This is a genomic window from Methylomonas sp. ZR1 (genome assembly GCF_013141865.1).
In the GTDB taxonomy this organism is placed as follows: domain Bacteria; phylum Pseudomonadota; class Gammaproteobacteria; order Methylococcales; family Methylomonadaceae; genus Methylomonas.
Genome location: NZ_RCST01000001.1, coordinates 4,248,750 through 4,274,446 on the forward strand (window position 1 = coordinate 4,248,750; position 25,697 = coordinate 4,274,446).

At 54.5% G+C, this 25,697-nt stretch carries 20 protein-coding genes; 12 read left to right on the top strand and 8 right to left on the bottom strand.

Features of this window, described 5'->3' with window-relative positions:
• The first annotated feature begins 25 nt into the window (after positions 1-25).
• Together DDY07_RS19315 and DDY07_RS19320 are read left to right on the top strand one after the other, a co-directional pair.
• Positions 26-1,126: a glycoside hydrolase family 5 protein gene (locus DDY07_RS19315; RefSeq protein WP_171697070.1), complete on the top strand. Its 1,101-nt coding sequence runs from the start codon at positions 26-28 to the stop codon at positions 1,124-1,126.
• 134 nt (positions 1,127-1,260) lie between these two features.
• Complete coding sequence (locus DDY07_RS19320) at positions 1,261-1,521, top strand: hypothetical protein (RefSeq protein ID WP_033157580.1); 261 nt, start codon at positions 1,261-1,263, stop codon at positions 1,519-1,521.
• Positions 1,522-1,526: 5 nt separating this feature from the next.
• Here the strand turns inward: DDY07_RS19320 and DDY07_RS19325 are convergent, their stop codons facing one another.
• Both DDY07_RS19325 and DDY07_RS19330 read right to left on the bottom strand, forming a co-directional pair.
• Entirely contained in the window at positions 1,527-1,985 is a 459-nt protein-coding gene (locus DDY07_RS19325; protein WP_171697071.1) for a molybdenum cofactor biosynthesis protein MoaE, read from the bottom strand.
• 1 nt (position 1,986) lies between these two features.
• On the bottom strand, positions 1,987-2,220 hold the full coding sequence (locus tag DDY07_RS19330) for a MoaD/ThiS family protein (RefSeq protein ID WP_171697072.1): 234 nt from the start codon (positions 2,218-2,220) through the stop codon (positions 1,987-1,989).
• A gap of 53 nt (positions 2,221-2,273) precedes the next feature.
• On the opposite strand from DDY07_RS19330, the gene moaC reads away from it, so the two are divergent.
• Positions 2,274-2,762, top strand: a complete 489-nt coding sequence (moaC, locus tag DDY07_RS19335) for a cyclic pyranopterin monophosphate synthase MoaC (protein ID WP_171697073.1) — start codon at positions 2,274-2,276, stop codon at positions 2,760-2,762.
• A gap of 15 nt (positions 2,763-2,777) precedes the next feature.
• On the opposite strand, the gene DDY07_RS19340 is transcribed toward moaC, so the two are convergent.
• The 6 genes from DDY07_RS19340 to rlmH all read right to left on the bottom strand — a co-directional run bounded on the left by DDY07_RS19340 (position 2,778) and on the right by rlmH (position 10,562).
• Complete coding sequence (locus tag DDY07_RS19340) at positions 2,778-3,359, bottom strand: outer membrane protein assembly factor BamC (protein WP_171697074.1); 582 nt, start codon at positions 3,357-3,359, stop codon at positions 2,778-2,780.
• Between the two features lie 5 nt (positions 3,360-3,364).
• Positions 3,365-4,183, bottom strand: coding sequence for a carbon-nitrogen hydrolase family protein (locus DDY07_RS19345; protein WP_171697075.1), 819 nt, complete (start codon positions 4,181-4,183; stop codon positions 3,365-3,367).
• A 70-nt stretch (positions 4,184-4,253) separates the two neighbouring features.
• Positions 4,254-8,054, bottom strand: a complete 3,801-nt coding sequence (locus DDY07_RS19350) for a YhdP family protein (RefSeq protein ID WP_171697076.1) — start codon at positions 8,052-8,054, stop codon at positions 4,254-4,256.
• 9 nt (positions 8,055-8,063) lie between these two features.
• On the bottom strand, positions 8,064-9,521 hold the full coding sequence (gene rng / locus DDY07_RS19355) for a ribonuclease G (RefSeq protein WP_033157573.1): 1,458 nt from the start codon (positions 9,519-9,521) through the stop codon (positions 8,064-8,066).
• Entirely contained in the window at positions 9,518-10,093 is a 576-nt protein-coding gene (locus tag DDY07_RS19360) for a nucleoside triphosphate pyrophosphatase (RefSeq protein WP_171697077.1), read from the bottom strand. The genes rng and DDY07_RS19360 overlap by 4 nt, the downstream gene beginning before the upstream one ends.
• Positions 10,094-10,097: 4 nt before the next feature.
• Positions 10,098-10,562, bottom strand: a complete 465-nt coding sequence (rlmH, locus tag DDY07_RS19365; RefSeq protein ID WP_033157571.1) for a 23S rRNA (pseudouridine(1915)-N(3))-methyltransferase RlmH — start codon at positions 10,560-10,562, stop codon at positions 10,098-10,100.
• 324 nt (positions 10,563-10,886) lie between these two features.
• Here rlmH and DDY07_RS19370 point away from each other — a divergent pair, with 324 nt between their 5' ends.
• The 9 genes from DDY07_RS19370 to DDY07_RS19410 all read left to right on the top strand — a co-directional run bounded on the left by DDY07_RS19370 (position 10,887) and on the right by DDY07_RS19410 (position 25,589).
• Positions 10,887-12,359: a NuoM family protein gene (locus tag DDY07_RS19370; RefSeq protein WP_171697078.1), complete on the top strand. Its 1,473-nt coding sequence runs from the start codon at positions 10,887-10,889 to the stop codon at positions 12,357-12,359.
• Entirely contained in the window at positions 12,356-12,721 is a 366-nt protein-coding gene (locus tag DDY07_RS19375) for a hypothetical protein (protein ID WP_171697079.1), read from the top strand. Before DDY07_RS19370 ends, DDY07_RS19375 begins: the two co-directional genes overlap by 4 nt.
• 2 nt (positions 12,722-12,723) lie before the next feature.
• Positions 12,724-15,924, top strand: coding sequence for a DUF2309 domain-containing protein (locus DDY07_RS19380; protein WP_171697080.1), 3,201 nt, complete (start codon positions 12,724-12,726; stop codon positions 15,922-15,924).
• 2 nt (positions 15,925-15,926) lie between these two features.
• The gene (locus tag DDY07_RS19385; protein ID WP_171697081.1) at positions 15,927-17,498 is read left to right on the top strand and encodes a proton-conducting transporter membrane subunit; all 1,572 of its coding nucleotides are present in this window, start codon (positions 15,927-15,929) and stop codon (positions 17,496-17,498) included.
• Complete coding sequence (locus DDY07_RS19390; protein WP_171697082.1) at positions 17,495-19,036, top strand: NuoM family protein; 1,542 nt, start codon at positions 17,495-17,497, stop codon at positions 19,034-19,036. The genes DDY07_RS19385 and DDY07_RS19390 overlap by 4 nt, the downstream gene beginning before the upstream one ends.
• Positions 19,029-20,600: a NuoM family protein gene (locus tag DDY07_RS19395; protein ID WP_171697083.1), complete on the top strand. Its 1,572-nt coding sequence runs from the start codon at positions 19,029-19,031 to the stop codon at positions 20,598-20,600. Before DDY07_RS19390 ends, DDY07_RS19395 begins: the two co-directional genes overlap by 8 nt.
• 148 nt (positions 20,601-20,748) lie before the next feature.
• A complete protein-coding gene (gene can, locus DDY07_RS19400) occupies positions 20,749-21,381 on the top strand; it encodes a carbonate dehydratase (protein ID WP_101053740.1) in 633 nt (210 codons plus the stop codon).
• A gap of 32 nt (positions 21,382-21,413) precedes the next feature.
• Positions 21,414-22,973 (top strand): SulP family inorganic anion transporter, encoded by a 1,560-nt coding sequence (locus DDY07_RS19405; RefSeq protein ID WP_171697084.1) that lies wholly within the window; start codon positions 21,414-21,416, stop codon positions 22,971-22,973.
• A gap of 249 nt (positions 22,974-23,222) precedes the next feature.
• Positions 23,223-25,589 carry a penicillin acylase family protein gene (locus tag DDY07_RS19410; protein WP_171697085.1) on the top strand — a complete coding sequence of 789 codons (2,367 nt, stop codon included), beginning with the start codon at positions 23,223-23,225 and terminating at the stop codon, positions 25,587-25,589.
• Positions 25,590-25,697 lie beyond the last annotated feature (108 nt).

Consider the following 25,697-nt stretch of genomic DNA (forward strand, 5'->3'; position numbering starts at 1 on the left):
CGTCCGCACTACCGAGGTTATCCGGATGTCTGCCAATAAACTGCGCGGGGTCAATCTGGGCGGTTGGTTGGTTTTAGAAAAATGGATGACGCCCAGTTTGTTTGCCGGGTTGAATGCCAGGGACGAGACCAGTTGGTGCGTCGAATTGGGCCGCGAAGCCGAAACCCGTTTGCAGCAACATTGGCAAACCTTCATCACCCGCGCCGACTTTGCCTGGTTGGCGCAAGTCGGGATCAATGCGGTACGCATCCCGGTTGGCTATTGGCTGTTCGCAGCCGATTATCCCTATCATCATAGTTTCGGCGCCGTGCGATTTCCTTTTGTCGGCGGCGGCATACAGGTGCTTGACCGGGCTTTCGATTGGGCTGAAGAATTTGGCTTAAAGGTCGTTGTCGATCTCCATGCCGCTCCCGGCTGTCAGAACGGTTTCGATAATGGCGGCATCCAGGACGTTTGCGAGTGGCATACTCAAAACAGCTATATCGACTATTCCCTGGAGACCCTCGAGAGATTGGCCCAGCGTTACGGCAAACACGCGGCTTTGCACGGAATTGAGATCTTAAACGAGCCGCGCTGGGATGTGGATACTGAACTGTTGAAACGTTACACCGAAGCCGCTTATTGGCGCATTCGCCGCCATTGTCCGGCCGAACAGGTGGCGGTGATATTTCATGATGGTTTCCGGTCGTTTCGCGAATACGCCGGTTTTTTACAGTCGCCCGAGCATGGTAATGTGATCTTTGACATACACCGTTATCAATGTTTTGTACAGGACGATATCGACAGGGATATTTATCGGCATCTGCAAAAAGTGGTTTGCGATTGGAAAGCAGAAGCTGACGAGATTATCAGCGGCCTGGGTTTGCCGACCTACGTCGGCGAATGGAGTTTGGGGTTGGATGCAAAACTGGCGGCGCTTTGGGCCGAGGGGCCTTTCGATCATGTCCATACGCAGATGGACGACATGCAGTTCGATATCGCTTGTCGCGGCTACGCGGCCGCCCAACTGGCCGTGTTCGAAAAGTATCTGGGCTGGTTTTTCTGGAGTTATAAAACCGAGAATATGCCGCAATGGAATTTTCGGGAATGCGTCGAGCGTGGCTGGTTACCGGGTAAGTATGCTTGACGCTTGGGGCTATTGCTAAAATATTTGGTATTTTAAGTGGGGGATTTGCGTTCTGGAACGTCTTACTATTAACAGCATCATAGCAATCATGCCGAATGGGTATGCTTTAGCCGATAATGATGATTAGGTGTAATATGAAAACAAGACGATCTCGAACCAAATTGGACAAAATGTCGCCGGAAGCCTTGGATGCCTGCTTCCCGTCGGCGCGCTATTTTCAAGTTCACTTCGAATATCTGCATGAAACCATCAATGAACTGAAACAGCAGCTTACTCAGTCCAACCAGCAAATTGCCGAACTGCAACAGCAGCTACAAGCCCAGTCGTTGGCCGAAATGCCAACGGTAAATTATGCTGCCGAGACAAAGTCCACGGGTAATTTGCGTCAGTCTTAACAGACCTAAGGTTGCTTTAGATAGCCGTCACTGTTCTTTTCGACCCAGCGTGTTTGCCCGGATTCCAAGGTTTCCCGTTTCCAGAACGGTGCCTGGCTTTTCAAGTTTTCCATAATGAAGCGGCTGGCGTCAAAAGCGTCACCGCGATGCGCGGACCACACTGCCACCAGCACCAGCGTATCGTTGGGCCATACCTGGCCGATGCGATGAATCAGCAACACCTCCAACAATTGCCACTGACTTTGGGCTTGTTCGACAATACGCTGTAATTGTTTTTCGGTCATCCCTGGATAATGCTCCAGGTACATACCGCGTACCTCGTCGCCTTGATTAAAGTCACGCATGGTGCCGACAAAGACACCGGTGGCGCCGTATTTGCCGGCCATGTCGACAGCCTGGGTTTGAAAATCGGCCAGTTCTTGCCAGGGGTCGAAAATCTCGCCGCTGAGTTTGATGGTATTCATTTCAACCTCCGGTCACCGGTGGAAAAAACGCCACGTCGTCGCCGTCGCTAACCTTGGCATCCAGACCGACGTACTCCATATTCACCGCCGCCAATAGCGTATCGGGTATGTCCATGTCTGGATTAGCGCGGTGCCAGACCTCGAGCACTGTCAACGGCGCATCGATTGTTAGCTCGTCGTAGCTGCGGCCGACGCGATCCTTCAAGCTTGCAAAGTAAAGCACTTTAATCGACATCTTTATTCACCCGGTAATACAATGCTTGGCTGATTCCACTTGCCTAGTATGCCATGTCCCATTCGCCGCTCACTCATTTTAATGCCGCCGGAGAAGCCCATATGGTGGATGTCGGGGATAAGGCCATCACCCAGCGTCAGGCGGTTTGCGAGGGGTACATCGAGATGCAGCCGGAAACCTTGGCACTGATTGTGGCCGGCACCCACAAGAAGGGCGACGTGCTGGGCATCGCCCGCATTGCCGGCATCATGGCCAGTAAAAAAACCGCCGACCTGATTCCCTTATGCCACCCATTGCCGATCAGCCATGTCGAGCTTAGCCTGCAGGCCCAAACCGACCTGCATCGCGTGTATTGTCAAACCACCGTCAAGACTACCGGCCAAACCGGCGTGGAAATGGAAGCCCTCACCGCGACCCAGATTGCTTTGCTGACTATTTACGATATGTGCAAAGCCGTGGATCGCGGTATGACGATTCAAGGGGTGCGCTTGCTGGAAAAAAGCGGCGGCAAATCCGGGCACTGGCGACGGGACGACGCTTAAATCAAGCCTTGCCGCTTACTCGTCGGCCTTCTTGTCAGGCGGACGGTTGATGATTTTTTCGTCTATGGCTTTGTGTAGCAAACGAATCAGTTCCGCCGAGCCATCTTCGCCAAACTCCAAATCTTCCGGTTTTGTCAGGCTGGCGTTGACGGTTAAGCCACGCCGCTCTTCTTTCAACTTGATGGTGTATTCGGCTTCGTCGTAATCATTATTCAATAAAGCGCGCAACAAGCCGACATCTTTGCCGCTGGTGTCGGGGTCATAACGCACCTGAAAGCGTTGATCTTCCTGGCTTTTATCCAGCACTTCGATATTGCTGATTTTCAGCGCCGTGGCGACCATTTCCCAAGCCCGGTCGGGGCGGGTTTTCAAGGTAAGCAGAGGCTTGCCCCCTTCGTCGGTAAACGCCATCAAATCGGCCAAAGCCGACTTGGGCTTTAAATCGTCGGCAGCCACTGCCGGTTGCGGATTGGCGTGTTCTATCGGTAAAACCGGCGGTAGTTCCAGGTGGTGGGTGTCGCGGTATTTGTCCGGCGCATCCGCGCAAGCTACCAGCAACAGGCAAGGCAGGCTGTAAGTCAGCGTTCTCAACAACATAAGGCTCACTCGCAAAAAAAGCGTCTATGTTCCAGCACCGGGAAAGACAGGCGGGTTTTTTCCAGGCGGCTTTTATCGACTTCGGCGCTGACAAAGCCCGGGCCGGTTTTGTAACAATCCAGTACCACGCCCCAAGGATCGATTACCATGCTGTGGCCGTAGGTTTGCCGGCCGTTCATATGAAAGCCGCCTTGGTTTGGCGCGATGACGTAGCAGAGGTTTTCGATGGCGCGGGCCCGCAACAATACTTCCCAGTGCGCGGCGCCGGTTTTGGCGGTAAACGCGGAAGGTATCACCAATATATCCAGGCCTTGCCGGGTCATCGGCCGGAAAAATTCCGGAAAGCGTAAGTCGTAGCAAACCGCCACACCCAGCCGGCCGAACGGCGTATCGATCACGCAGGAGGCGTCGCCGGCTTCAACGGAGTCGGATTCGCGGTATTCCTCGGCGGTATCCGGTACGCTGACGTCGAATAAATGCACTTTGTCGTAACGGGCGACTCGCTCGCCCTGCTCGTTGTAGATCAAACAAGCCGCGCGGACTTTATTGGGAGCAGTGGCTTGCATGGGCATCGTGCCGCCTATCACCCATATGCCGTATTTTTTGGCGGTGGCGGCCAGAAAATCCTGAATCGGGCCGTTTCCATCCTGCTCGCTGACTTTAACCTTGTCGTATTCGTTCATACCCATGATGGCAAAGTTTTCCGGCAAGGCTACCAGTTTCGCGCCGGCTTTCACGGCTTCGGCGATCTGTTTCTCGGCTTCAAGCAAATTGGCGCTGACTTGCGGTCCGGAGGCCATCTGGATGGCGGCACATATGGTCATGAGGTGTCCCTGATTTTAATTGTTTTCAATAGTTTTAACTGTTGGGGAGCCGTTTATTCGGCAGAGCCGTTCATTTGCTCAGCGACTCCAGCCAGCCGCCGGTTAAGCCGCGCCAAGCCTTTTGCACCAAGCCGTCTTGATCGTGTAACGGCGTGACCTCGACATTGCCCCAGGGCCCGGCGAGCTTGTATTGCGAGCCGAAAAAATAACCTTCTTTGTAATCGTCAGTCACCACTTGGGTAATGACGGCAGCGATACCGCCCACGATTGTACCAGCAATCGGCACTGCCCCGGAACTCTTGGGCACGACGGCAACGCGGTGGTCCATGGTCTTTTTTACCAGGTCGGCGGTGCCGGCTATACTGAGTTTCGCCGATACCGCGTCTATCAATAAATTGTCGGTATATGCCAAGCCGTTGCTGATTTTGAAGTCGCCGGTAATCTGATCAAAGGCCAAGCCCTGGCGGTAGACGTCGGTAAAATCCAGGCTCAAGCGTTTAGCCCATTGTTCCATGGCGATCAAACCCAGCAAGCGGCCGAAGCCGGGCTCTATGCTGGAAATGCGGCCGTCACTGAACTTCAACTGCATTTGCCCGGTCAGGTTGGCCGCTGAAAATTGCTGCGGGGCGCCGCGCCAGCCGCCGTTAAAATTGATTTCGGCGTGTGTGCCTCTTAAATCGTCGGTAAAACCTAGCTGCGACAGAAACAAGCCGAAACCGTTCATGTTCAGCTTGCCGGTTAATTGCGTCGAACTGCCGCCGACCAGTTTGATCCAGTCCGCACTGAAATCTATCGTACCGGCCACGCTGGCCAGTTGCACGTGTTTGAAATGAATGCCGTTGATCAGCCGCTCGGTATTCAGCTTCAAGCTACCCAAATCCACGCCGCGCCATAGCAGTTGCTTGCTGTCGATGTCGATCAAGGGCAAGTCGGTAACGACTTCTTCTGCCGCGTCGAAATTCAGGCTATCCATCGCCGACAAATTCAGATAATCCATTTGCAGCTTGATGATGTTGGTGCCGCCGCGCTGGTCGGGGATCGTCAATTTGCCGCGTGCCATCGCGCTGTCCAACGTGGCTTGCCAAGCTTGATTGATATGCTGCAACCGGCATTTTAGCGCGCCGATGTTCTGGCCTTGCCAGATCAGTTGCTCGGTATCCAGAATAACTTCTTTTAACGCCGGCAAACGTTGCTGGGTTTCGTTGTCGGAGAATGCGGCAAGCGCGTCGGACAATTTGAATTGCGGCTGCTTGATTTCCAGCTTCAACCCCACCGGTTCGTAAAAGTCCGCCGAGTTCCGGCCGAACACTATATGCCCGGAATGCAGTTGATTTTGTTTGCCGTCGATCAACAGCGCAGCGTTCAACTCCTTACCGTAAGTAATTTTTAGTGGCAAGTATGGGCTGTTGTTAAAAATAAAGCTTAGATTCAATGCTTGCTCTTGATCGGCCGATTTGGCCAGAGCATCCTGGGTGTTGATCGTTACGCCCTGTAAGTTGCTGTTAATGCTCAGGGTGGACGGCTTAGCCGCATCGTAAGGCAGCGTCAATACGGTTTGATAATTCAAGCTGCCGTCGGCAACCTGGTTTTTCAGGAAACTGAATTGTTTTTCCAAGCGCTTGATGTCGGTGGTGCCGTCTATCAGGATTTGCGTGGCACTGGCATCGCTTTGCAGGATGGCATGTATCGGATAACCCAGGGTACTGCCTTCCAGGCGGTTGCTGCTGACCCGGTCTTCGGTAAAGCGCAGCACACCGCTGATGTCGTTGACGGCCAGATCGACGGGTTTGACCAGCAAGCGAGCCTTATCCAGATGCGCATCGACTTTGACGGTGGTCGGCAACGTCTCGTAGTAAGCAATTTTCAGATCCAGGTCGACTTGGGTATGACCATCCGGGGCCAACACTTTAGCCAGCGGATCGATTTTGGCGCGTAGCGTGGTTTTTTGCAGATACTGCAAGCTTTGCGGCAGCTTACTCTGCACCTGGCCCAACACGTAAACATAATCGCTATTGGCCAGATCAGGAATCGAAACCACGGCTTGATTGATGTCGACGTTTTCGCTATGGCCGCCGTTAATCGCCACGTTCAGATCCGCGCCGAGGAATTGCACATCGGCATGCACCGCACGCAAATGCGGCCACAGGGCGTTGAACTGAATTTCGCCGTCGTCTATCTCAAACACTACTTCAAATAGGCCGGGACCGTTAGTGAACGGGAAGTCCGCTAACCTTCCGTTCAAGCGCATTTCGCCCTTGTCGATATGCCCGCCGATAAAAGCATCGTCCAGCCAGGCGACCGCATCCTTACCCATGATTTTGGCCGGCAGGTATTGCGGTACATTACTGATGTCTTTGAAATTGTCGAAACGGGTGCGCATATCGATGACAGCGCTGTCGTCATTCTTGGGGATGCTGAGTTGCAGATGGGTCTGCGTGTGGAAGGCCGCGCTGTCCAGTTGCAGATTTTCGCTAGCGATTTGCCAGTCGCTGTCGGTTTGCCGCCAGTTGATTCGGCCTTGTAAACGCGGGACGTCCAGGCTACTCCTAAACATTTGCGGCGCATTGAATTTGGCGTTGGTACTGTCGAATATCAGTTGCCCGCCCTGGTCGCCGGCAATGATAGAGCCGCTTAGCTCTTGTAATTGCGGCACGTCGCCTTGCGCATCGTTGCCCAGTTGGCTGAAATGGCCGTTGAGCGCATAGCGTTGCTGATTGCTCTCAGCGTAAAACGACAGATCGCGCAAAGTGCCGCGTGGATTGAGTGACAGCCATTTAGCCCAATCCGTTTGCTCTGCCGTTAAAAACGGCGGTATCAAATGCATCAAGGCTTGCAGATTCAACTGTTTGATCACGCCGCTGAGGTTGCCTTGCGCATCCTGCTGTAGATAGAGCTCGGCATCCCGCCAGCGCTGATGATTGGCGAAAACGTTGACGTCGTAGGCACTCCAACGTTGCCGGCCGTTTTGTTCGGTCCAGGCCAGATTGCCTTCAAAGGTGTCGAGTTGCAGCGGTTTGCCTTGCTGTCTGCCGAGTTTAATCTGTTGGCCTTGCAGATAACCGCTAACTTGGTAAGGCATCGAGTCGCGCCATTGGCTCCAGATCCGCATATCGCCCGAGCCGGATTCCAAATGCAAACCCAGCGGTAAATCCTCGATCAGCCAAGCCGGCCCTTGCAGATTGCTGCCTTCCACATAAATTTGGCCGTTGATGCCATTGGCCTGAAAGATATTGCCGTCAAGTTGGGCGGAAATGCGCAAGTTATCGCCGTATTGCTCCGGTAAACTGCTAACTAGATGGATCTCGTGGCTTTGATCCAGATAGTGGTTTTTGATCAGCAAATCGAAGTGTTCGACCGTTACCGGCGGCCGATGCCGCTTCAGATCCTGCCACGTCACCTGGCTTTGCAGGATCTCGTATTTGCCGCCCTGTAACAGCCACAGCGGTTGCCCGTCGCTGCTTTGCAGGCCTTTGATGCTGAGGCTGCCGTCCTCATTACGCAGAATATCCAGTTTGGCGCCCACCAGTGTCACCCAACTGGCGGCCATGGGGTCCTGGGTCAATAGCCATTCCAGTAAATCGATACCGATCCGAACTTCTTGCAAACGGATAGCCGGCTTCGCCCCGGCTTCGGCGCCTTCGATAGCGATTTCCCGCAACAATAATTCCGGGCTGAAGCCGCGCATATTCGCGCCCAGTTTGCCGATATGCAGCGGAATGCCGGTGGTCTCGCGGACTTTTTGTTCCAGCGTGATGCGGTAATCGGCAATGTCGATCAAAAAAACCCGTACCGCGCTCAAGACGAGGGCAATCGTGATCAGCGACCAGAACAACAGGTGTCGGGTAGCCCGGGTAACGTGGTGAATAACCAAAATAGCCGCCTATAACAACACCACGTCGTAGTGCTCCTGGTTATATTCGGCTTCGGCGCGGATTTTAATGCCGACTTTCAAGAACATTTCCAGCTCCGCCAGCATATCGGCTTCTTCGTCGAGCAACATTTCCACGACTTGTTCGGAAGCCAGTACCAGGATTTGCTGGACATTGTATTGCCTGACCACGCGAATAATTTCCCGAAATATTTCCAGGCAGATTGATTCGGCGGTTTTCAAGACGCCGCGGCCGCCGCAGGTCGAGCAAGGCTCGCAGAGAATGTGTTCCAAACTTTCGCGGGTACGTTTGCGGGTCATTTCCACCAGGCCCAGCGCGGATACTTCGGTGATCTTGGTCTTGGCGTGGTCCTTGTCCAGGTTGCGCTGCAAGGCCTGCAACACCTGCTTTTTATGGTCTTCGCTCTGCATATCGATGAAATCGATGATGATGATGCCGCCCAAATTCCGTAGCCGCAATTGCCGGGAAATGGTCTGCGCCGCTTCCAGATTGGTCTTGAAGATGGTTTCTTCCAGATTGCGACCGCCGACGTAGCCGCCGGTATTGACGTCGACAGTAGTCATCGACTCGGTCTGATCGAATACCAGATGGCCGCCGGATTTGAGTTTAACCTTGCGGTCCAGGGCCTTGCTGATTTCGTCTTCCACGTTGTAAATATCGAACACCGGCCGCTCGCCCGAATAATGCTCGATCACAGAAACGATTTCCGGCACGAAGGTTTCGGCGAATTCGACCAAGCGTAGAAAGGTTTCCTTGGAATCGACGCGGATTTTTTCGATGCCGTCCTTGTACAAATCCCGCAAGGTGCGGATGCTGAGCGGCAGGTCTTCATGGATCAGGGTTTTGACTTTGGCCTTGCTGCTTTTTTCCAGGATGGATTCCCAGAGTTTGTGCAAAAAAGTCATGTCGGAATACAAAATCACGTCTTCCACACATTCGGCGGCGGTGCGAGCGATGAAGCCGCCCGGCACCTGGTGTTTCAGCTGATAGGCTTCGATGCAAGCCCGCAAGCGGGTGCGTTCGGATTCGCATTCGATACGTTGCGAGACGCCGGAGTTACCGGCATAGGGCATGTAAACTTGGTAGCGGGACGGGATGGAAATATCGGTGGTCAACCGCGCCCCTTTGTTGCCGAGCGGATCTTTGGTGACTTGCACCACCAATTTTTGGCCTTCCTTTAAATAGTGTTCGATATTTTCCGAGGCTCTTTCGGCCAGTTCCTTGCTGCTGAAATCGGAGAGATGCAAAAACGCCGCCTTTTCCAAACCAATATCCACAAAAGCCGCCTGCATGCCCGGCAACACCCGGCACACTTCGCCTTTGTAAATGTTACCGACCAAACCTTTTTGCCGGACCCGTTCGATAATCAGCTCTTGCAGGACGCCGTTTTCGATCACCGCGACTCGGGTTTCCGGCGGCGTGACGTTGATTAATATTTCTTCGCTCATTGGATGATGTCTATGCCTGCTAGGCTTAATAATTGCGCGGTTTCGAAGAGCGGTAAGCCCATTACGCCGGAAAAACTGCCGGTGATCGATTCGATAAATACGCTGGCCAAGCCTTGAATCGCATAGGCGCCAGCCTTGTCGCACGGTTCCCCGGTTTGCCAATAGGCGACGATTTCCTGATGACTCAAGTATCGGAAGCGTACTTCGCTGACGCTAAGCGCTTGCCAGTGTTGCTCACCGCGTAAGGATACCGCGCTATAGACTTGATGGCTGCGACCGGACAGATGACTGAGCATTTCAATGGCGTGCTGCAAATCGTCCGGTTTGCCGAGGATGCGGCCGTCGCAAATCACGCTGGTATCCGCGGCCAGTACCGGTAAATCAGTGTCGACCGTTGCCAGACAGAGCGCCGATTTTTCTGCGGCTACCCGTTCGACGTAAGCAGTCGGTGTTTCGCCCGGCCGCGGCGTTTCGTCAATATCGACCGCCATGATACTGTGACGGATGCCGATTTGCTTGAGCAATTCGCTGCGGCGCGGCGAGGCGGAGGCCAGGATCAGTTGTGGGTGCATGCGCTTAACGATGGTAAGGGTGGTTATTCAACAGACTCCAGGCCCGGTAGATTTGTTCAGCGACAATCACTCGAACCAAGGGATGCGGGAAGGTCAGCGGCGATAAACTCCAGGATTCCTGTGCCAAGTCGCGCACTTGCTGGGATAAACCTTCCGGTCCGCCTATCATTAATGCGACCGGCTGACCGTTGCCCAGCCAGCGTTGCAAGGCTTGCGCCAAATTCGGCGTGGTCCAGGGTTTGCCGGGTATGTCCAGCGTCACCACGTGCGCCCGGCTGGGCAATGCCGCTATCATGCGTTCTCCTTCGTCCTTGGTGATTCGGGCAATGTCGCCGCTACGGCGTTTGTCCGGGGCAATTTCCTTTAGCAGCAACTCGCATTCGCGCGGCAGCCGCTTGGCATATTCATTATAACCTTGCTGTACCCAGTCCGGCATTTTGTTGCCGACGGCTATCATGTGGATTTGCATAGTTGTTACAGGCTATCAATTCGCGGGAAAACGGGGTGAAGAACTCGGGTGGCATTCATACGCACAGCGTTTACAAACGTCGCCGAGCTATTGGCGCTAATCGCTAGCGTGACCATGTTTGGCATGCGCAGGATCCCCAAATCCCGATATTTTTTGCTGCGCTTAGGTTACACGAAGCGCCGGGCTTTGCGAAATCGGCTCTACCGTCCGATAGTGCAAGCCCTAAACGGCCGTCTGGTTTATTTAAACCAATTCTTGGTCGGATTGGCTTTTTTCAACCAAATGTCGTTAGAATGTTTGCTGTATTGGACTTAGACGATAACAATGGTGATGCTAAGCGCGCTGTTATGGACCCCGGCGCTGGGGGCAATATTGCTGGTACTGGTCTCCGGCCGGAATAGCCGATTGATCAGAATTGTAGCTAATGTATTCAGCTTGGCGGCTTTGTTGCTGGCTGGTTTGCTATTGCTCCAGTTTGACGCCGACGACACCGCGCTGCAATTTAGCGAGTTCTATCCGCTTAACCCCAAACTGGGCAGTGCTTATGCTTTGGGTGTGGACGGCCTGTCCATGCCGATGCTGGTGCTGGCTGCGCTGTTGACTTGCATTGCCCTGCTGGCTTCCTTTTCTTTGGCCGATAGCATCAAGGGCTATCATATTTCCGTGCTATTGTTGGAATTCGGCATGCTCGGCGTGTTTATGGCGCAAGACTGGGCGCTGTTTTACATCTTCTGGGAAGTGACCTTGATCCCGCTGTTTTTCCTGATCGACCGCTGGGGCGGCAAACGCCGGCATGCCGCCAGTTTGAATTTCGTGCTGTATACCATGGGCGGCTCGGTGTTTATGTTGCTGAGTTTGCTGGCGATCAGTCAATACGATCTGGAAAACCAGGGCTCTTTGATGGCATCGATGGGCCAAGCCGCGCAAAACATGCCGGAGATCGAACAGGTTTTGGTTCTGCTGGGCTTCCTGATCGGCTTTGGCGTGAAAATGCCGATTTTTCCGCTGCATGGCTGGCTACCGTTGGCTCACGTCGAAGCGCCTAGTCCAATCAGCATTTTACTCTCGGGCATTCTCTTAAAAATGGGCGCCTACGGCTTGCTGCGCTGCGTGGTGATGCTGCCGGTCGCCGCCAAATTGATTCAACCGCTGCTGGTATTTCTGGCCCTGTTCGGCATGCTTTACGGCGGCTTGCTGGCCTGGCGGCAACGCGATCTGAAAGCCATGGTGGCCTACTCCTCTTTGAGTCATATGGGTGTGGTCCTGCTGGGCATCGCCGCGCTGAATCAAACCGGCTTCACCGGTGCGATATTACAAATGACCGCGCACGGCCTGATCGCCGGCGCGTTGTTTTTATTGGTGGGTCTGCTTTACGAACGCACGCATACCCGTAACATTCAAGATTACAGTTCGCTGGTGCAGGTCATGCCGCGCTTCGCCACCTTAACCACCTTGACCTTGCTGGCGGCCATGGGCTTGCCCGGCTCCGTGGGTTTTATCGCGGAACTGCATACCCTAATCGGCGGCTTTCAGGAATGGGGCGGTTTGATGGTGTTTTTTAGCCTCAGTATTCTGATCAGCGCCGCCTATGCGATGCGCACCATCGGCTTGCTGTTTACCGGTCCGGTGAAGTCGCAAATGCTTAATATTGCCGATCTGAAACCGCTTGAACTGATGGCGTCCGGCGTATTGGTGGCGGGTATCGTGTTGTTCGGTTTGTTGCCGGCGCCTTTGATTGATTTGTCTACCGCGACGGTGGGGAAGATGTTGTTGGTGATGGGGGAGAGGTTGCCGTGATGTTGTTTTTTGTTGAACGTGCGGTTGCTTGGATAATGATGTGTCGCTATCGCGACGGCATTTTAACGTCGGTTCTCGGACCGACAGCCGAGCTACTTTCTTTTGCTCCGCCAAAAGAAAGTAGCCAAAGAAAAGGCGGCCCGGACGCCGCTTTTATCCTGCGCTCCAGAGCGTTCGCCGAGGGTTGCCGAAAGGGCCATCCTTGGCCCTTCGGCAACGCTTCGCATCCATGCGCCGCCCCTATCGGGCTATTCTCGGCGAACGCTCCGGTGCTCGGCGCGGCATACGGGATAAACACCGTTACCAACTTCAAGGGACGACCCCAATCGTTTGGCGTGTCAATGAATATGGAATTGATTTGACCATGCACGATTCCTTATCAAATATCGCTTCCCAGCGCGACATCATCATAGACGCGATCCATCACCTGGATCATGTGCTGCCGGGACAGGCGCCGATTCACGATTTTGTGCATCACAATACCTTGCATGGTTTTCAACACCTGCCGTTCGAACAAGCGCTGGCGGACTTTACCGAATTGACGGGTATCAGTTGCTACCTGCCGGCCGAACAGTTTCGCGAGTTTTATGCGCAAGGCCGGATAGCCGATGACGATATTGATGCTGCGTTGGCGCGGCAGTTTGCTGATGCGCTGGACACCGAGATTTTCAAGGTCAATGGCAAAACCATCACGCAACACATGCTTTACCGACTGGCCTTGCTGCACGATTTGGCGGCCCTGAAGCCTGCGCAATTCGATTGGCAAGTGCGCGAACTCCGGGTGTTGGAGAATATGTTAAGCAACGGCGAAAAGGCTGCCGATTTATGGGATGGTTTGCTCGCCAAGCTTGGTTTGCAAATGCCGAATTTGCATCCGGAAGATTTGCTGGATTTGTCCGCCGAGCAAATCCGGCAATGGCTGCCGGATGCGGCGAATGCCGGTGCGGAACAGCAGATGCGCCAATCTTGTATGGAGAGCCTGGAAAGCCTTTTTGCACGGGTCGGCGACCGTTTGACCTTGCGCGGCTTGCTGTTGGCGTTGACCGGCGAGGATATTCTGGACTCGGTACGCCCGCAATTGATTCGCTTATGTGCATCATTGTTGGATGAAGGTCTGGCGGCCTGGCGATTGCCTAAGCGCCAAGAACTGGGTTTGTACGAAGCCTGGCGCGAGAGTTTGATCTACGATGCCCAGCCGGTTTTTCAGGAACTACATAATTGGCAAACGGTTACGGGAGCATTACCTGCGGAACCCATAGATGCGATTGCGCAAGAGCTGGTAGCACTGAAAATCCCAGAATCCCGCTGGGTTGGCTATCTGCAAAGGCTAGCCCTTGAACTACCGGGTTGGTCGGGTTTGATCAACTGGCGGCAAACTCATCCCGATTATCAAGCGGATGACGCCACCCAGCCCCTATTGGCCGATTATCTGGCGATACGCTTGATTCTGGATCGGCTGTACGCAGAACAGCTATGCAGGCAGCAATGGGGTTGCGAGGCGCAACTGGACAAACTCCGCGGTTATTTTTCGAAAAACCTGGCCGAGTTTTCGGTCAGGCATACTTTGTTTCAAGGCCAATTGCCGGAGTATCTGGCGCTTGCGTCACAGGCTTTACTGAAAGATTCGGCGCGGGACAAACAGGTCTGGCAGACCGTGGCCGAACGGATCTGGACCTGGCAACTTAGTCCGTTGGCTCCCTCAGCCCTCAGTATTTATAACCAGGGTTGGCGCTTGTTTCGCCTTTGCCAATTGCTTGGATTAACCGCCAGTGACGTGCAGCGATCAGAGCCGGCCCCGCTGTTGGATTGCTTGGCCAGCATCGACGCTTTCAGCGAAACGGATCGCAGCACTATTTGGCTGAACGCCTACGAACGCCACTATCAACAAGCGCTGCTGCAAGCCCTGCACGCCAATCATAATCGCGGGCGCTGGGCGCAACGAGACAATCGCCCCGCAGCACAAATCGTGTTTTGCATGGATGATCGCGAGGAAGGCATCCGCCGTCACTTGGAAGAACTCAATCCGGCTATCGAAACGCTGGGAGCCGCCGGTTTTTTTGGCGTACCGATGAATTATCAAGGCCTTGACGATAGCAAATTGACGGCCCTTTGTCCGGTGGTGGTCGTACCGGCACATAACGTTCAGGAATGCAGTCAACCCGGCCAGGAAAAAGCCTTGGCCCGGCGCCGGCAAGGCCGCAATCTAAAGCAACGGCTTGCCGATTTGCTTCAGCACGGTTTGCGCCGGGATGCGCTGCTGGCCTATCCGATGATCAATGCCATGGCGCCGTTTACTTTGCTCGGTTTGCTAGCGAAAAGCTTCATTCCCAAAACGCAGCAGCAGTTGCTGGCTGCGGTGGCGAAAGGCATCGCACCCGACGTGCCATCGCAATTGCATTTTACCGCTGGTAACCCTGAGACACCGGCCTCGCCCCAACAGCCCAGATTAGGCTTTACCGACCAGGAGCAAGCCGACCGAATTGCCGGATTTTTGCGTAATACCGGCCTGACTTACGGCTTTGCCGAATTGGTCGTATTGATGGGCCATGGTTCGATGAGTCAGAACAATCCGCATTTATCCGCGTACGATTGCGGCGCTTGCAGCGGCCGGCACGGCGGACCGAACGCCCGGTTGTTCGCGGCAATGGCAAACCGGCCCGAGGTCAGGCAATTACTGGCCGAGCGCGGGATCGTCATTCCAGCCGACACCTGGTTCATCGGCGCCGAACACAATACCTGCGACGAAGACATCACTTGGTATGACAGCAGCGCCGTGCCGCCGGAGCGCCAACCGGCCTTCAACAAATTTATGCAGCAGATGCAACACGCGCAGTGCATGTCGGCTCACGAGCGCTGCCGGCGTTTGGCGTCCGCGCCGCGCCGGCCGGAACCGCAGCAGGCGTTACGGCATTTTCTAAATCGCGCTGCCGATTTTTCCCAGGCTCGGCCGGAGTTGGGCCATGCCACCAACGCTGCGGCACTGGTCGGTAGACGCTCTTTAACGCAAGGTGCATTTTTTGACCGTCGCCTGTTTTTGATTTCCTACGATCCGAGCCAGGACCCGGAGGGGACAGTGTTGGAAGGCATTTTGCTGGCGGTCGGTCCGGTCGGGGCCGGCATCAACCTGGAATATTATTTTTCCACCGTGAATAACGAACGGCTGGGTTGCGGTTCGAAAGTGCCGCACAATTTGACTGGCTTCTGTGCGGTGATGGAAGGTGCCAGCAGCGACTTGCGCACCGGCTTACCCCGGCAAATGATCGAGATTCACGAGGCCATGCGTTTGCAAATTATTGTCGAGGCGAAAACCACAGTGTTGGAGCAGATTTACGGAAGGCAAGAAAGCCTGCGGGAATTGATCGGCGGCGGTTGGGTGCATCTCTGCGCCAAAGACCAGGATAGCGGCGAGATATTTGTGTTTCAGCGCGGTGTCGGCTTCGTGCGCTGGCAACCGGACAACATCGAACTGCCGCTACGGGACAACTCGCCGGATTGTTATCGCGACGAAACCCAGCCGGTGGCGCCGATGCTGATCAAACAGCCCGGTCCAATGGGAGTTGTCTGAGTATGGCGGCCTACGCAACCCTGATTCCCTTGTTTCCGTTGCTGGCCGCGCTGCTGATCGGCAGCCTGCATTTTTGCCGGATTATCGATGGCGAGGCCGGCGAGAAAACTACGGCCCGGCTGGCTTTAACGGCTATTAGCCTATCGGTGTTGACCGCCTTAAGCTTATTGATAGCTGATTTATCCGGCCAGCTTCCCGACTCAGTCTCATACGGTACCTGGCTGCGAAGCGGTTCGCTGATCATAGATTACAAACTGACTACCGGCGGTTTCAATCTGGCTTTGGCGAGTCTGTTTTCCTTGCTATTGCTGGTTGCGTTGCGCTTTTCGGTGAATTACCTGCACCGCGAGGCCGGCTTCCACCGCTTTTTTTTCATCCTGAATTTATTCGCGGCGGCCATGCTGCTGTTGGTGTTGTCCGGCAACGCGGTGTTTACCTTTATCGCCTGGGAGATGGCCGGGGTTTGCTCGTATTGGCTGATTGCTTACGCCTATGACCGGCCCATCGCCGCGCATAACGCCACCCGCGTATTTGTGACCAACCGCATCGGCGACGGCGGTTTTATTTTGGCAATCGGTCTGGCCCTGGCCTGGTTGGAAAACGCCGATTGGCAAACCATCAACAGCAGCGCGGCCGATCTGGAAGCGGGCGATGCTACCTTGCTGGCCCTGAGTTTTGCCGTGGCGGCATGCGCCAAATCTGCGCAGATTCCGTTCACGCCCTGGCTGGCGCGGGCAATGGAAGGGCCAACGCCGTCCAGCGCTATTTTCTACGGCGGGGCGATGATCCATGCCGGCGTGTTTTTGATGATTCAATTGCAGCCCCTGTTCATGCAGGTACCGCTGGCCATGCTGGTGTTGACGGTGGTTGGCGCACTGACGGCAATTTACAGTTATTGGGTAGGCTTGAGCCAGACCGATATTAAAAGCTCGCAAATCTTTGCCACTTCCGCGCAACTGGGCTTGATGTTTGTCGAATGCGGTTTGGGATTTTGGACTTTGGCGGCCTGGCATCTGGGTGCGCATGCGGTAGTGCGGTGCTATTTGCTGCTAACCGCGCCGTCCATCTTGCACAACACCCACGGACAACCGATTCGACCGGTGGCGCCGGCGCTGGCAAATTGCCGCTGGGCCTTTATCGCTTCCTTGCAGCGCGGCTGGCTGGAGCCGGCCATGGATTGGTTGTTGGTGAAACCGGTTATGCGCCTGGCCAAGGATGCGCGCTACATCGACGAGCACATCGTCGATCCTGCCTTGGGCGCGCCGGCACCGGCTATCAAAGCGGTGTCGTCCTTGGCGCAATGGGAAGAGCAAAAAATGGGCGCCAACCTGGATAGCCAGGAAGACAGCTTCGCTCAAGGCAGCGGTCTGGCCGGCAAACTGGCGGAATGGACCGCAGCCTTGCTGAACTGGTTTGAATATCACTTCATTCTGCGCGGCATCGGCCGCGATTCGATTCGATTTGGCCGGCGCCTGGGTCAGGCTGCCAACCGTTTCGAACAATTATTGTTACAGCCGCGCTATCTGGCCTTGTTTGTGTTGATTACCTTGATGGTAGCGCTGGGATACCGATGAATACCCCTATTGTTTTCTGGCATGCAGTGGCGGCGGTGCCGCTGTTAACGGTGTTGACGTTGGTGCCGTTGCTGACCATGTTGGTGGTAGTATCTGCCAAGCCGATTTATAGCGTACGGCTGGCCTTTGGCGGCGCGCTGCTGAACGTGTTGTTGAGTATTTATCTGTTGCTGATATTCGATTCGGAAACGCCCGGCATCCATCTTGCCGAACATTTTCAATTGCTGGGGATGAACTATCGGGTTGGCGTGGACGGCACCAATATTCTGTTTATTCCGCTAACGGCGATTTTAGGCTTGCTGGCGCTGGTGTATACCTTGATCACCCGGCATCGCAAGGATCGTCTGTTTATCGCCTGCTTACTGGCCTATCAAGGCATTTTAATCGGCGCGTTTGCCGCGCTAAATACCCTGCAATTCTGGTTTTGGTGTTTGCTGGAACTGGTGCCGGTGGTGTTATTGACGGTGTTCGCCGGTACCGGCAAACAGCGCAACCAGGTGGTTAAAACGGTATTGCAATACTGGCTGTCCGGTCTGGCGATGAGTCTGGCCGGTTTTGTGCTGTTGAGCTTTGGTTTGGCGCAAAACGGGCTGGATCTAAGTTTTGATTGGTTAACCTTGAAACATCACAACCTGGCGATTCCCAACGAAACCCTGATCTTTATCCTGCTGTTTTTCGGCTTTGCCATTCGCATGCCTCTGTTTCCGTTTCACGCCTGGCTGCCCTTGCTGGCCGAGCATGGCACGGCTGCCAGCGCGGCGATTTTTTTGACCGGCTTGAAACTGGGCATTTACGCCTTGATCCGCTTCATTCTGCCGCTAGTGCCCGGCGCCGCCGAGCAGTGGGTGCATTTTGTCGTCGATCTGGGCTTGATCGGCATTTTTTATGGCGCCTTGCTGGCGTTGATGCAGATCAATATGCGCCGACTGTTGGCGTTTGCGGTAATCAGTCATACCGGCATGTTGGTGATAGGCGTGTTTTCCTTCAACGATTTTGCGCTGGAAGGCAGTATTCTGCTGTCGATAGCTTACGGTCTGGCGACGGCCGGCATGCTGTTCAGTATCGGTTTGATTTACGAACGTACTCGTACCTCGTTCCTGCCGCGCTTGGGCGGTTTGTTCGAGACCAATTCGACTATCGCCTTGCTGTTTTTGATTTCCGCGCTCAGCACCATGGTCATGCCGGGCACGCCGGGGTTCGACGCGGCGCATTTGTTGATCGAAGGCACTATCGAGGAACACGGTTGGTATATCGCGATTGCGATTTTGCTGGGTAACGTGCTGGGCGCGGCTTTTTTGCTCTGGGCGTTTCAACGGCTGTTCATTGCGCACCCCAAACGCTTCGTGCAGCCCTACGGCAGCATTCATCACCCGGTGTTAAAAGAACGGATTATCGCTGTGACTATTTGCGGCTTGCTGATCGGCACCGGTTTTTACACCACCCCCTGGCTGAAATATATCGATCAGGAAGCCAAGGAAATCGGCGAACATTATCCGGAACATCACAGCCACCATATGAACGGCCCGCACCATGATTGATAATTTCCCTTGGCTGTCCTTGTGTCTGGCTTGGCCGCTGCTGGGAGCCCTGTCGCTGGTATTCATCCGGGATGGCCAGTTAGCCAAGCGCGGCGCATTGCTGGTAGCCGTTGTCGAATTGCTGTTTACCGTTGCCGCGGCTTGGGTTTTCGATACCGCGCGCGGCGATTTTCAGTTGCTGGAAAACTATCCCTGGATACCCGGCTTGAATATTCACTATCAACTCGGTGTAGACGGTATCTCCATACTGTTTCTGCCGATGACGGCCTTGCTGACCCTGATGGCTTTGTTGGCCGGCTGGAACAGCGTGCGGCAATTAAACCGCTTTCAGTTGGCATTGATGCTGGCGCTGGAGAGCGTAACTATCGGTGTATTTACTGCATTGGACTTGGCCTTATTCTTCCTGTTTTGGGAGCTGACCTTGCCGCCGATTTTTTTCTTGATCGGTTTATGGGGCGTAGGCGCGGAGCGACGGTACGCGGCGATGAAATATACCTTGTATATGTTATTCGGCGGCGTACCGCTGTTGTTCGGGATCATTTTACTGGCGATGAATCACGCGCAGGCTAACGGCGGGACCATTCCGCAGGACTTGACGTTCAGTTTGCCGGTTTTACTCAACACGCCGATATCCGAGTCGGCGCAGGGTCTGATCTTTCTGCTGCTGTTTTTGGGGTTTGCGGTGAAAGCGCCGCTGCTGCCGTTTCATACCTGGCTGCCGACCACTGCCATTGAGGCGCCGACTTTTCTGAGCGCCTTGCTGGTCGGTTTGAAACTGGGCGTTTACGGCATCATTCGTTTTGCGATACCGCTGGCGCCGCAAGCCGCCTTGGAACATCGCTGGCTGTTGGCGATACTGGGTGCGGTGACGCTGATTTACGGCGCCTTGATCGCGTTGCAGCAAACCAATCTGCGCCGTTTGCTGGCTTATTCCAGCATTAGCCATGTCGGCCTGGTCATCGTTGGTATCGCCGCTTTTAATTTGCAAGGTTTACAAGGTGCGGTCATGCAGTTGCTGAATTTCGGTATAGTCGCCGGCAGCCTGATGTTGATCGCCGGCATGATCCAGCAACGCTTGGGTAGCAACGATCTGGTTCATCTCGGCGGCTTGGCCAAACCCATGCCGCGCTTAACTACGCTATTTTTCGTGTTTGCGCTATCCAGTATCGGCGTGCCCGGCACCAATGGCTTCCCCGCGGAATTGCTGATGATACTCGGCGCATTGCAGGCTTATCCGGCACTGGCGATGGTGGCTTTGTTTGGCGCGGTTTTGGGCGCGGCGTATCTGTTGGGTTTTGTCAGACGGGCATTCTTCGGCCCGCTTGTGCACAACAGCGTAGTCAAAGTACAGGATCTGCGCCCACGCGAGTTGGCATTGCTGGTCGTGCCGGCGCTGCTGGTATTGGTGATAGGTCTGTATCCGCAATGGCTGTTGTCCTGGCAAGAAACCAGTGTGCAGTCCTGGTGGCAGCGCTTAAGCGTGGTGGCTCCGCGGGCGGCACCAACATCCATACTCACGCAGAGAACCACAATTTCAGGCGCGCTGAGCGATGGTTCAATATAAATTTTGCTTTAACCCAGATTTAAAGCGTAAAGCAATTGCCATGTAGTTTCGATTCGATATAGTATTGCCAGTAAAGACACATTCTTTTGAACAACCCGTTCCGGATCCGCTCCAGAACGCATAGTGATAGAAAATAAGGACACCCATTATGATTACACCCACGAAATTACTGCTGGAAAACAAAGCCTGGTCGGAAGAAGTCAGTAGGAAAGATCCTGATTTTTTTGTCCAGTTGGCCAAAGAGCAAAGGCCCGACTTTTTATGGATAGGCTGCTCGGATAGCCGGGTGCCCGCGGAGACCGTCGTCAACGCCAAGCCCGGCGAGATTTTTGTGCATCGCAATATTGCCAATCAGGTCATCGTCACCGATTTCAATTGCCTGAGCGTCTTGCAATACGCCATTTCCGTCTTAAAAGTTAAGCATGTTATCGTTTGCGGCCATTACGGCTGCGGTGGCGTGAAAGCGGCCTTGCAGCCGCAAAAATCCGATCTGGTTATCACCAATAAATGGCTGCTGCATATTAAAGATGTCTACCGTTTGCATCAGGAAGAGCTTGAGTCTATTGCGCCGGAGAAAAAAACCGATCGCCTGATCGAGCTGAATATCATCGAGCAAGTTTATCGTCTGGCGCATACCTCGATTATTCAGTCGGCCTGGAAACATGGGCACAAACCCACTTTACACGGCTGGGTATACGGCCTGAACGACGGCTTGATCAATGAACTGATCAAGCTCGACCATAACACGCAAATCAATCCGATTTACCGCTATGCCGACTAGCATCCGGATTTTCGCAACGACTGGGTAAACCAATGACATCGCAATTGAATTCTTATATGAAACATCTGCACCAGGACTTACCGGCCGGTATCGTGGTCTTTCTGGTGGCTTTACCGTTATGCCTGGGGGTTGCGCTAGCCTCCGGTGCGCCGTTGTTCTCCGGCATTATCGCCGGCTTGGTGGGCGGCATTCTGGTTTCCTGGGCGAGCGGCTCGCAATTAAGCGTTTCCGGACCGGCAGCCGGATTGACGGTTATCGTCTTCGAAGCCATCGAAACCTTGGGCGGCTTTGGTGGTTTTTTACTCAGCGTGGTGCTGGCCGGCGGCTTGCAAATAATTCTGGGCTATTTAAAAGCTGGGGTAATTGGCGCATTTTTTCCGGCTTCGGTGATTAAAGGCATGCTGGCGGCGATTGGTTTGATTTTGATTATCAAGCAAACGCCGCATGCCACCGGTTACGATACCAGCTTCGAAGGCGATGAAAGTTATATGCAGGAGAGCGCTGAATCCAGCTTCTTCGAATTGTCCGAAGCCTTGGAAGCGATTACCCCCGGCGTTACCATCGTCAGTGCCGTGGCACTATTGATTTTGGTGGTCTGGGATTCCGGGTTTATCAAGCAGTTCAAGCTTTTAAAGTTAATTCCCGGTCCGTTGCTGGCGGTGATTTGGGGTGTCGGTTTCAACGCTCTGGCAGTGCGTTTTGCCCCGGAAATGATGATTGGCGAAAAGCACTTGGTGTCGCTTCCCGAGTTGGGCAGTGCCGCCAACTTTATCAACCAATTGCGTCTACCGGATTTCAGTTATTTCAGTAACCCGAAAATTTACAGCGTGGCGGTGACCATTGCGATTATCGCCAGCCTGGAAACCTTGCTGAGCATAGAGGCGGTCGATAAATTGGACCCGCACAAACGGGTTGCGCCGACCAATCGGGAGCTGAAAGCGCAGGGCCTGGGCAACATGGTCAGCGGCTTGATGGGCGGCCTACCGATTACCGCCGTGATCGTACGTAGTTCGGCCAATATCAATGCCGGGGGCCAGACCAGAATCGCGTCATTCTTACACGGCGTTTTGCTATTGGTCAGTGTGCTGTTTTTTGCGAAATATTTGAATATGATTCCGTTGGCCTGTTTGGCGGCAATTCTGCTGCAAACCGGCTACAAACTGGCGAAGCCGGCGTTGTTCGTGGAGTTTTATCGCAAGGGCTGGAATCAGTTCGCGCCTTTTGCGATTACCGTGGTGGCGATTTTATTCACTGACCTGTTGTTGGGTATCGCGATTGGTATGGCGGCTGGATTCTACTTCGTCTTGAAAGCCAACTTCCACGCGGCGATTACCTTGACTCAGCACGGCGATCATTATTTGTTGCGCTTACATAAAGATGTCTCCTTCTTGAATAAAGCCTTGCTACGTAAGCATCTATCTGCCGTAACCGATGACTGCGAATTGCTGATTGACGGCTCCAAAGCGTTGTTCATCGATCAAGACATCATTGAAACCATCGCGGATTTTCTGCTGGCCGCGCCGGACCGCGGTATTAATGTGGAAATCCAGGGCTTTAGCGTCTCGTGCGACGTGTCTTCGTCCGCTCACTGATACAAAGTCAATTTCTTTAAACCGCTACAAATGGAAAGTTGCTAATCGGTTTCGGAAAACGCCGTGCCGCGAAACCGATTTTTTGACGCATGAATTTCGAATATTTTTGCTAGCGGAGTCTAATTGCTAAACTCCGCTTTGCTAAAAATCCGTTCAATCACCTTTTGAAATCTTAGCCCTATAATAGCCGGGGCAGTTGGCGACTTTCTCCGCGCCAATTTTTCCAATCTCCCCGAGGCTATATCAACCATGTCCAAAAAGCGCGTTGCCTCCCTGTCGATTGCCGGTGTTATTGTCGGTGGAATTGCTTTGGTAACAGGGCTGTTGCTGGCATCGCTACCCGCCGAAAATGGCGAAGTAGTTTTACCCGGCCTTTCCAGTCAAGCCACCGCCAAAAGCGATACATTCGGTGTGCCGGAAATCGAAGCAACCCAGCGGGAAGACGCCTATCGCGTGCTGGGCTACTTGCATGCCCGCGACCGATTGTTTCAGATGGAATTGATGCGCAGCAAAAGCGCCGGACGCCTGGCCGAATTGTTCGGCGCCAAGGCACTGGACGCGGACCGCAAGCAACGTGTCTATCAAATGGATCGCGCCGCGCAACGCATCGTTGCCGATTTGCCCCCGGCTCAGCGTTTGACGCTGCAAGCTTATGTCGACGGCGTGAATCAATTCATCGGCACTGCCCGTGTTCTACCGCCGGAATTTCTGGCGCTGCGCCACCGTCCCGAGCCTTGGCGCCCTGAAGACAGCATCCTCGTCGAGTTGGCAATGTTTCAAACCCTGAACGGCCAGGAACAGGACGAGCGCATGGTCAGCGTCATGGCCCGCGCGCTGCCTCAGGAGCTGGTGACCTTCTTGACGCCGGATACCGATCCCTATGCCAAGGCATTAATCGGCGGCAGCCTACCGCGCCGCTTTAATCCGTCAATCCCGCTTGCCGCACTGGCCAGCCTGCCCGGCACCGATTCAACGTTGGCCCTCAATCAAGCGGTCGATGCCGAAAACGTGGTATCCGGGTCCAACAACTGGGTGGTTGCCGGCAGCAAAACCCGCGATGGCCGGGCGATGATCGCCAGCGATATGCACTTGGCGCTAAATGTGCCCAACATCTGGTACCGCGCCGATCTGAGTTATGGCAATCGCCATATTTACGGCGTGACCTTACCTGGTGCTCCTGCCGTAATCCTGGGTGGCAACGATGATGTGGCCTGGGGCTTTACCAATGTCACCGGCGACTTTCTGGATTTGATCCGCCTGGAAACTGATCCCGCCCATCCCGGCCAATATCGCACGCCGCACGGCTGGCAAGCGTTTACCGAACACCAGGAAACCATTCGGATTAAAGGCGAACCTGACGTGACGCTGACCTTACGCGACAGCGAGTGGGGACCGGTGTCCGATCAGGACTTGCTGGGCCAACCCGTGGTGATCAAATGGACTGCGCTGGAACCGCACTTTGTGGACCTGGGCCTGATGGATATGGACCAAGCCCGCAATACCCAGCAAGCCATGGCGGTGATGAATCGATTCGGCGGACCGCCGCAGAACGTAGTGATTGCTGATCGTGACGGCCATATCGCCTGGACTTACATGGGCCGCTTCCCCAAACGCCGCGGATTCGACGGCCTGATCAGCCAGTCGTGGGCCGACGGCAAGCTTGCTTGGGATGGTTCTATCCCTCCCGATGAATTGCCGCGCCTGTTCGATCCGGCGGACGGTTTTATCGTCACAGCCAACAATCGTACTCTGGGGCGGGATTACCCCTATGTGATCGGCCATAACTGGTCCTTGAGCTATCGGGCGCACCGGATTGAAGAGTTGCTGAAAAATCGCGACGGCCTGACCGAGCCGGATTTGCTGGCAATCCAATTGGATACCCGCAGTGAAATTCTGGCGTTTTACCAGCAATTGGCGCTGGACGCTCTGAGCAATCCGAGCGCGGCGGACGACAGCTTGCAAAAAGCCCGCAACGCCATCGCCGCATGGGACGGTTACATGAAAACCGGCAGCATAGGCGCGCCAATCTTGAGTGAATTCCGCACCCGCCTGGCCGGCGCAGTGTTTGAAAAAGTGGTGGCGGCCGGCCAAAGGCTGGACCCGCAATTTCGTTACGCCTGGCGGGAAATGGAAACGCCGCTGCGGCAATTATTGACGCAACGGCCCAAAGGCGTGCTGAACCCGCGTTATCAAGACGATTGGCAGGCGATGATCGTGGCAACCTTGCGGCAAACCGTGCAAGCGCTGCGTGAGAAATATCCTGCTGTCGAGCCCAATCAACTGACCTGGGGCATGACCCACCCGGTTAATTTACGCCACCCGTTCAGCAAAGTGGCGTCTGCTTTGAGCGGCGTGCTGGACATGCCCGCCTTCGACAGCGACGGCTGCGCCAGCGTTTGCGTCAAGGTCATGGACAACGCCCATGGCGCCAGCGAACGGCTGGTGCTGTCGCCGTCGCACCCGGAAAACGCCCTGTTCCACATGCCGGGCGGCCAGTCCGGCCACCCTCTATCGGCACATTACCGCGACCAGCAGGATTATTGGCGGGATGGCGTGGCCTTGCCAATGAAGTCGGCGGCGGCTGGGGATGTGTTGCGTTTCGTGCCACGGTTATAGAGCCAATGTGGGTGCTCTGTCCCTCATACTTACACTATTAACCTGGTTGCCCCTGTCACTGGTGTTCTCTGATGCTCAAGCATTGATGAACGGCTTTCTCAAAAATCT

What these genes read in the sequence shown, in the direction of transcription:
- rng (WP_033157573.1), bottom strand. Translation starts at nt 9,521, where the DNA reads ATGAGCGAAGAAATATTAATCAACGTCACGCCGCCGGAAACCCGAGTC.
- DDY07_RS19345 (WP_171697075.1), bottom strand. Translation starts at nt 4,183, where the DNA reads ATGACCATATGTGCCGCCATCCAGATGGCCTCCGGACCGCAAGTCAGC.
- DDY07_RS19385 (WP_171697081.1), top strand. Translation starts at nt 15,927, where the DNA reads ATGGCGGCCTACGCAACCCTGATTCCCTTGTTTCCGTTGCTGGCCGCG.
- DDY07_RS19405 (WP_171697084.1), top strand. Translation starts at nt 21,414, where the DNA reads ATGACATCGCAATTGAATTCTTATATGAAACATCTGCACCAGGACTTA.
- DDY07_RS19410 (WP_171697085.1), top strand. Translation starts at nt 23,223, where the DNA reads ATGTCCAAAAAGCGCGTTGCCTCCCTGTCGATTGCCGGTGTTATTGTC.
- DDY07_RS19340 (WP_171697074.1), bottom strand. Translation starts at nt 3,359, where the DNA reads ATGTTGTTGAGAACGCTGACTTACAGCCTGCCTTGCCTGTTGCTGGTA.
- moaC (WP_171697073.1), top strand. Translation starts at nt 2,274, where the DNA reads ATGTCCCATTCGCCGCTCACTCATTTTAATGCCGCCGGAGAAGCCCAT.
- DDY07_RS19390 (WP_171697082.1), top strand. Translation starts at nt 17,495, where the DNA reads ATGAATACCCCTATTGTTTTCTGGCATGCAGTGGCGGCGGTGCCGCTG.
- DDY07_RS19380 (WP_171697080.1), top strand. Translation starts at nt 12,724, where the DNA reads ATGCACGATTCCTTATCAAATATCGCTTCCCAGCGCGACATCATCATA.
- DDY07_RS19330 (WP_171697072.1), bottom strand. Translation starts at nt 2,220, where the DNA reads ATGTCGATTAAAGTGCTTTACTTTGCAAGCTTGAAGGATCGCGTCGGC.
- rlmH (WP_033157571.1), bottom strand. Translation starts at nt 10,562, where the DNA reads ATGCAAATCCACATGATAGCCGTCGGCAACAAAATGCCGGACTGGGTA.
- can (WP_101053740.1), top strand. Translation starts at nt 20,749, where the DNA reads ATGATTACACCCACGAAATTACTGCTGGAAAACAAAGCCTGGTCGGAA.
- DDY07_RS19325 (WP_171697071.1), bottom strand. Translation starts at nt 1,985, where the DNA reads ATGAATACCATCAAACTCAGCGGCGAGATTTTCGACCCCTGGCAAGAA.
- DDY07_RS19315 (WP_171697070.1), top strand. Translation starts at nt 26, where the DNA reads ATGTCTGCCAATAAACTGCGCGGGGTCAATCTGGGCGGTTGGTTGGTT.
- DDY07_RS19360 (WP_171697077.1), bottom strand. Translation starts at nt 10,093, where the DNA reads ATGCACCCACAACTGATCCTGGCCTCCGCCTCGCCGCGCCGCAGCGAA.
- DDY07_RS19370 (WP_171697078.1), top strand. Translation starts at nt 10,887, where the DNA reads ATGGTGATGCTAAGCGCGCTGTTATGGACCCCGGCGCTGGGGGCAATA.
- DDY07_RS19320 (WP_033157580.1), top strand. Translation starts at nt 1,261, where the DNA reads ATGAAAACAAGACGATCTCGAACCAAATTGGACAAAATGTCGCCGGAA.
- DDY07_RS19395 (WP_171697083.1), top strand. Translation starts at nt 19,029, where the DNA reads ATGATTGATAATTTCCCTTGGCTGTCCTTGTGTCTGGCTTGGCCGCTG.